This window comes from Legionella sp., assembly GCF_049790535.1.
GTDB lineage: Bacteria > Pseudomonadota > Gammaproteobacteria > Legionellales > Legionellaceae > Legionella.
The window spans coordinates 1-7040 of the sequence record NZ_JBAQZB010000042.1; the positions used below are offsets into that span (position 1 = coordinate 1).

Below are 7040 nucleotides of genomic sequence, written 5' to 3' on the forward strand. Positions count from 1 at the left end.
AAAATCCTCCTCAGATACTAATCATCAGTGAAAAAATTGCGGTAGAAGGAGGACATTTTCAATATGTTCTGGATGAATTACTAAATTATTTTCATCAAATCACGGTATATCAAAATATCGGTGATCATAATGCACTACTCAGCCCATCAGCTGAAATAAAAACTGTGTCACAACAATTTTCAGCCGAAGACATCCAGCTCTTTTATCAAATTGCTCTAAAAGGACGTGAAGAAATTCATTTAGCTCCTACCTTAGTCATAGGTTTTAATATGACGATGTTGCGCATGTTAACGTTCAGGCCTGCCCCGAATGTAACTACTCTTTCTTTCTCTCACATCAATGAAACTCCTCCCCTATGCGTAGAAGGATACACCTCGCCTAAGGAAGAAAATTCTTTAGAAGAGAGCACAAATATTTTGGAAAAAGTACTTAAAGAAAACATAAGTACAAATGCAGTACCAAAAGAAGAAAAACCTGTGATTGCGAATGAAAATCAACGCTGGGCCGATATTATTCCCCACTTAAAATTAACTGGCTTAGCACTTAATGCCATAGAAAATACCGAATTGCTCTCCCGAGAAGGACGCAATGTTGTCTTACGGGTTGCGCGTGGATATCAATCTTTATTTACCCCAACTTTGTTGAAACGAATTGAAACGGCCCTTGCGCGTTACTACCAAGGCCCAATAAAAATTATTCTTAATAGTGACCAGTCAGTTCAATCATCTCCTGCACAACAAAAAGAACAAGCAACACAACATACACAACAAAAAACAGAAGCAGCATTGCATAATGACCCGATGTTTCAGCAGCTGAAGCAAGAATTTTCAGCAGAATTGGTCAAAAATTCTATTGTCCCGCTTAAAGATGACTTATAATATGCAACTCTATACCTCAACCTTACCCTATGGCGTGTTGAGGTTACTTAAACCCTAAACAATTGAGGCTTTATGATGGATATGAATCAAAATCTTGGCAACCTGATGAAAGAAGCGCAAAAAATGCAACAACGAATGCAAGAAGCGCAACAGCAATTAAGCCAATTAGTAGTTACTGGTGAAGCTGGTGGTGGCATGGTTAGCATTAAAATGAATGGGCGTCATGATGCAACCGAAGTTAAAATCAAACAAACAATGATGGAAGAAGATGTTGAAATGTTGGAAGATTTAATTGCTGCAGCAATTAACGATGCGGTACGTAAAATTGAAAAAGCCTCTAAAGAAAAAATCAGTCAGTTAACTGCAGGTTTAAATATTCCAACTGATTTAATGGGCGATAATAAGGAATAATCCTGACAATGGATATGTTAAATTGCTTGGTCGAGGCACTTCGTTGCCTGCCAGGCGTCGGTCCCAAATCAGCCCAACGGATGGTGTTTCACTTACTGCAACATCAAAGACAACGAGGCCTTCACCTCGCCTCGTGTCTAGAGAAAGCAATGACCAATATTGTTCATTGTCAGCGCTGTATGAATTATACAGAACAAATTTTTTGTGCACTATGCCAGAATCCAAATAGGGACTCCTCTTTGCTTTGTGTGGTAGAAAATCCTGCTGATGTCTCAGCAATAGAACAAAGTAACTCATTTCAAGGTAAATATTTTGTTCTCATGGGAAAAATATCGCCTCTTGATGGATTAGGTCCAGAGGATATAGGGCTGCCCAAACTTAAAGCTCTGATCATTGAGGAAGGAATTCGAGAAGTAATTCTAGCTTTAAGTCCAACTATTGAAGGACAAACCACCATTCATTTTATTCATCAGCTTCTCAGCGAACAGTCAATTAATATTACCCAACTAGCTCATGGAATTCCATCAGGCGCTGAATTAGAGTTTTTAGATGGAAATACGATTGGTAATGCCCTGCGCAATAGAGCTTTGATTAATGTTTAAAACTATGCATCGCAATAAATACCTTATCTTATCAATGCTTCTCATCACAGGATTAGCACAGGCCACTTTTTATAAAAATTTATGGCCACAATGGGAAGTGAATAACCCTCTATCGAAAGAAATCATTTCTCATCATTTATGGCAACAATTTTTAAACCGTCGTGTAGTTACAAATGATGAAAATATTAATCTTGTTGATTATGCACACATGACCCAAATTGATTTAAACCTGCTTACAGATTATTTAAATAGCATGACGCAAATTAACATTAATAATTACAACCGTGTAGAACAATTAGCCTATTGGATTAATGTTTACAATGCGCTTACTGTACAAACAATAGCAAATTATTATCCTGTTTCCAGCATTCAAGAAGTTAATATTTCTCACGGTTTATTCAGTGTAGGCCCATGGGGTGCTAATTTGATTAAAATCAAAGATACCTATTTAACATTAGATGATATTAATAATCGTATTATTCGAGCCATTTGGAATGATCCGCGCACCCACTACACCTTGAACAATGCCAGTATTGGCGCTCCTAACTTAAATCGTAAAGCCTATCAAGGCGCTATTCTGGAAGAACAATTAAATAATGCGGCATCAAACTATGTTAATTCATATAGAGGAGTTAGTGTTATTGAAGGAAGACTTATTATCTCCAAACTCTATGATTGGTATGAACAAGATTTTGGCGGTACTAAACACGATGTAATCATTCATTTATTACAATTTGCCAAAGAGCCGCTGCAAAGCCAGCTCAAACACATCAACAACATCGATAGTTATATCTATAATTGGCATATAAATAGCCCTGCCGCTGAATCAGTATGAAACCAACTCAAAGCAAATGTTCCTATTTTATCTATTTTTTACTATTTAATTTGTATTTTTTTATCTTGCAAGCAAGTTTGTTGTATGTACAAAACAAAAGTTTTGTTCGTTCAATATTTCTTCCAGAAATAGCTTGGCAACAAATACTGATTACAATAGGCATCCATATTGTCCTTTATTTACTTTTGTCTCTATTCCAAACTATTTTACTACTGGGGATATTAAAACGCCCCTGGCATCATTTTTCTCCGGATCAATGGCAAATTATTATTTGGTTTTTGTGTGCTTCTGTCATACTTTGTGCCAATGCGTACTATTTTCCACTCAGTATATTCAGCAAATTATTGTCTCCACCAATTCCTATCCTGCTCATAGTGATTGTATTGCTCATTTCAGGATCTGCTTTGTGTTTTTTAATAGTTAATAGTTTATGTTATCGCCAAAGCATGTATACGCTGCTTATAACTTTTCCCATACTTTGTTTCTTTGCTTTAAACCTTAATAACCGCATAATCAAACCACTACCAAGCACAAAACCTAATGTAATTATCTTAGGTATTGACTCACTAAGTCCAGAAAGCATCAATTCACAAAATATGCCATTTTTTTCGCAATTAATTAAAAACAGCACCCAATTTAATAATGCCATTAGCCCATTGGCAAGAACCTACCCTGCCTGGACAAGCATTTTAACCGGTTTATATACGAAACATCATTATGCAGAAGAAAATTTAGTTGCTAGAAGCATGGTTAAAAGCCAAGAAAGCATTGCATGGCTTTTAAAAAAAAATGGGTACGACACTATTTTTGCTACAGATGATCGACGATTTAATAATATTGATAAAGACTACGGATTTAAAAAAATTATTGGTCCTAAAACAGGTGTAAATGATATGCTACTGGGAACATTTAATGATTTTCCTTTGGGGAATTTATTAATTAATTTTCGCATCAGTGCTTGGCTATTTCCCTTTAATTACAGCAATCGTGCCAGTTTTTTTTCTTATTATCCAGAAACTTTTAGTAGAAAACTTGAAAATGAGCTTTCTAAGGAAGTACACCATTTTCCCGTTTTTTTAGCAACACACTTTACCCTTCCACATTGGCCTTATGCTTGGGCAAAATCGTTACCAGAGCAAGTCCATAATGAATTCAGTATTGAGAAGCGTGAAGAACTTTATCAACAATCTTTACAAAGAATAGACAAACAATTTCAATCTTTTTTCAATTACTTGCAACAACGAAATTATTTTGAAAATAGCCTATTGCTTATATTGAGTGATCACGGTGAAGTATTATATTACCCTAACTCAAGATTAACCAATTATCATAATTATGTAGGTAAACATCCGAGCAAATTTGCACAATACCTGAAACAGCACACAGCAACCGTATTGAATAAAAGTGCCGGCCATGGTTCAGACATATTAAGCCCCAAGCAATACCACAGTGTCTTAGCGTTTAGACTTTATGAAAACGGAAAAATTATAACGCCAACTTCTAAAGTCAATACACGGGTGGCATTAATTGACCTGGCTCCAACCATCCTTGATTTTCTTCACTTAAACACATTACAAAAAATGGATGGTATTTCTTTATTATCATCTCTCCTTAATCCTCGGTTTGCTTTACCAAAACGTTTTTTTTTCATTGAAAGTGGCATGTTTCCTAACCAATTACTTTCCAAACAAAAATCCATTGAAATTGGTAAACGTTTTTATAATGTCAATCCGATTAGTGGCGAACTTGAAATTAAGTCAAATAAAATCAACACGGTGAGAAAACAAAAATTGTATGGAATAATTAACGGCGATTGGGTTCTTGCTCTTTATCCTAATAAAAAGACTTATATTGCGGTAATTCAAAATCTTGCTACCGGATTATGGATTGATAATTTGCACAGTGACTTTGCTAAATCTACTCCAGCCATACACATGTATCAACAAATGCAGCAATTTTATGATAAAGAGTTATTTCTGCCATTACCTTGAGGGGAATAAATGTTTTGGCTACAACGCCTATGTGCTTCAATCGCAAATGATTTCCCATTCATAAATTTATTGATTGTGAACTTCTCAGATCCTAATCTTTCTTCTGCATTAAAACAAAACCATACAATCCTTCAATCAGGCTTACTTTTTAATATTGCTGCAACTGGGACTCCTGCGAATATCAATCTCACTTTATGCCTTAATGGCAACGGTCCCTTATCATGTCAAAATTACACTGTATCGTCTTTATCATTAAATATAACAACAACGCGATCCCTCATTATACTTATTCATCCATTAGCATGAAACTAAATACCCCTGGCTACAAAATTGCCACAGGTTGCTCAGCAAGAAATAAGGGATATTGTTTATTTGCTGTGAGCGATACAAAACCTGCGATTGTTACTCTCGATGCAAATACTAATAATCCTCCTTGGTATCCATCACTTGAGCTTTTGAGCATTATGATTCGACCGTTCGCACGTACTCACCCACAAGCCCAATTTGCTGGATCCTATTCGGATAATAATAATATTAATACCATATACTCACCCACTGATTAGCCATCAGGATACAACATGCTTATTTGGATGAAAATCAAGCCTAAATATATGGTGGAGGTTATGGTGACGCAAAAAATCAATTAACGCGCTCAACCATAAATCATGATAAGGTTGAGCAACAAGGTGCTTTAGATGATCTGACAATTTACTGACATGTTTCATCATCTCTAAAGAACCAACCGATCCATGTATTGTATTGTGAGTCATTCTTATTCTCCTGTAGCAACTTAATGACTGAAACATTAGTACGTTAGCATCGAAAATAATTGCAAGTCGACAATAATCTTGCCAAAATTAACATCTCATGCCGCATAGAAACGCAGGATTGAACTTATGTCCGACTCCAGCTATCTGCTGTTTATCGATAAGACTCCGGTAAACGACGAGTTAAAAAATTACTTTGCCCAATTTAATATAGCAATACTGCAACAAGACACATTAACTCCTATTCATCCCCATGCTGGAATACCGCTTGCACTATTAATTCATTGGTCTGTTTTGAAAAATAATTTACAAACGATTCATCAACTGTATACCACCTATCCTGCACCGTTATTAGTGATTGGTGATCATGCGGATGAAGAAGTCTGTATTAAGGTACTTGAAGCAGGCGCCGACGATTTTATTATTAATCCTCTTTATCCAAGAGAATTACATGCACGTGTCAGTGCCATTAATCGACGTGTTATGCGCGCACAACAACACCCTGAGCAGGAAAAAGAAATTTTCGTATTTAATAATTGGCGGCTTTATCCAGCATCCAGACGCGTGTTTAATGAAGATAATAAGCAGGAGTTATCGTTAAGCGCTGGTGAATATGATTTACTACTTACTTTTGTACAACAACCTCAACATGTATTAGACAGAGAGTCTTTATTACAAATTACTAAAAATAGTGATTTAAATCCTTTAGATCGCCGAGTTGATGTCCAAATAAGTCGTTTACGACAAAAAATAGAAGTAGATGCAAAAAAACCCCTATTGATTATAACTATTCGTAATGGCGGTTATATGTTTAATGCGCCAGTTCTATGCATTAAAGAATCCAACCTACTTGAGTAATTGACAAAAAGTGCTAGCAACCTTTTTCTCAGATGTTCATGTGAATTAAACATCCGGGTGACGGGTGAAGAATCAAGGAGTTAATGTCTGCACACATGCAACACTCATCATTGCAGACTGTTCCGCGAGTTGCTGATTATCATCGTTTTGATTTGAAAAGGCCTGAAACCACGCACTTGAAGACGCCGTAGAACTCCACCAAGAGAGAGCCAGCTGTACACACAGAAGCAGCAACTAAACCCGTTGGATTAAAATTATTAGTAGCACAAGCGCCATCATTGACTGCGTTGCAATTAAGCTGACCTGTCAGGAGTGTCGCAGGTTCTGTAGATGTGTTATTTTGGGTCTCGGACTTGCAATTGTGAATTTATCATCAACTCCCCTATGACTGGACTACTAATGACTTCGGTGAAAATCTTACCCAGAACACTACTAGTGACCGGCGCGCAAGAAAAGATACAACACCGCCGCTGATTGAGAAAATGCTGGTATTGCTTGCATCTACTGTAATCGTAACTGGCAAGCCAGAAGTCGAGATCACCATGGGTGTGTACGTTACTCCACCAACTGCCGCATTGGTGGGGGCAGTACTGAAACTGATGGTTTGAGGTTGAGGTTGAGGTTGAGGTTGAGGTTGAGGTTGAGGTTGAGGTTGAGGTTGAGGTTGAGGTTGAGGTTGAGGTTGAGGTTGAGGTTGA

At 36.9% G+C, this 7040-nt stretch carries 9 protein-coding genes; 7 read left to right on the forward strand and 2 right to left on the reverse strand.

The features are described 5' to 3' along the window. From WA877_RS02125 to WA877_RS02150, 6 genes are all read left to right on the forward strand, one after another. The coding region (locus tag WA877_RS02125; RefSeq protein WP_425169294.1) for a DNA polymerase III subunit gamma/tau C-terminal domain-containing protein at nucleotides 1–878 on the forward strand (878 nt) is incomplete at its 5' end. 75 nt (nucleotides 879–953) lie between these two features. Then, complete coding sequence (locus WA877_RS02130; protein WP_425169302.1) at nucleotides 954–1289, forward strand: YbaB/EbfC family nucleoid-associated protein; 336 nt, start codon at nucleotides 954–956, stop codon at nucleotides 1287–1289. 8 nt (nucleotides 1290–1297) lie between these two features. Then, complete coding sequence (gene recR, locus WA877_RS02135; protein ID WP_425169295.1) at nucleotides 1298–1891, forward strand: recombination mediator RecR; 594 nt, start codon at nucleotides 1298–1300, stop codon at nucleotides 1889–1891. Continuing rightward, a complete protein-coding gene (locus tag WA877_RS02140; protein ID WP_425169296.1) occupies nucleotides 1884–2726 on the forward strand; it encodes a DUF547 domain-containing protein in 843 nt (280 codons plus the stop codon). The genes recR and WA877_RS02140 overlap by 8 nt, the downstream gene beginning before the upstream one ends. Beyond that, complete coding sequence (locus WA877_RS02145) at nucleotides 2723–4717, forward strand: sulfatase-like hydrolase/transferase (RefSeq protein WP_425169297.1); 1995 nt, start codon at nucleotides 2723–2725, stop codon at nucleotides 4715–4717. The genes WA877_RS02140 and WA877_RS02145 overlap by 4 nt, the downstream gene beginning before the upstream one ends. Before the next feature lie 221 nt (nucleotides 4718–4938). Beyond that, the gene (locus tag WA877_RS02150) at nucleotides 4939–5280 is read left to right on the forward strand and encodes a hypothetical protein (RefSeq protein WP_425169298.1); all 342 of its coding nucleotides are present in this window, start codon (nucleotides 4939–4941) and stop codon (nucleotides 5278–5280) included. A gap of 3 nt (nucleotides 5281–5283) precedes the next feature. Here WA877_RS02150 and WA877_RS02155 read toward each other — a convergent pair whose 3' ends face one another. Beyond that, nucleotides 5284–5487 carry a hypothetical protein gene (locus tag WA877_RS02155; protein WP_425169299.1) on the reverse strand — a complete coding sequence of 68 codons (204 nt, stop codon included), beginning with the start codon at nucleotides 5485–5487 and terminating at the stop codon, nucleotides 5284–5286. A gap of 126 nt (nucleotides 5488–5613) precedes the next feature. On the opposite strand from WA877_RS02155, the gene WA877_RS02160 reads away from it, so the two are divergent. Continuing rightward, on the forward strand, nucleotides 5614–6342 hold the full coding sequence (locus tag WA877_RS02160; protein ID WP_425169300.1) for a winged helix-turn-helix domain-containing protein: 729 nt from the start codon (nucleotides 5614–5616) through the stop codon (nucleotides 6340–6342). 382 nt (nucleotides 6343–6724) lie between these two features. Here the strand turns inward: WA877_RS02160 and WA877_RS02165 are convergent. Beyond that, nucleotides 6725–7040: hypothetical protein (locus WA877_RS02165; protein WP_425169301.1), on the reverse strand; the 316-nt coding region annotated here is incomplete at its 5' end.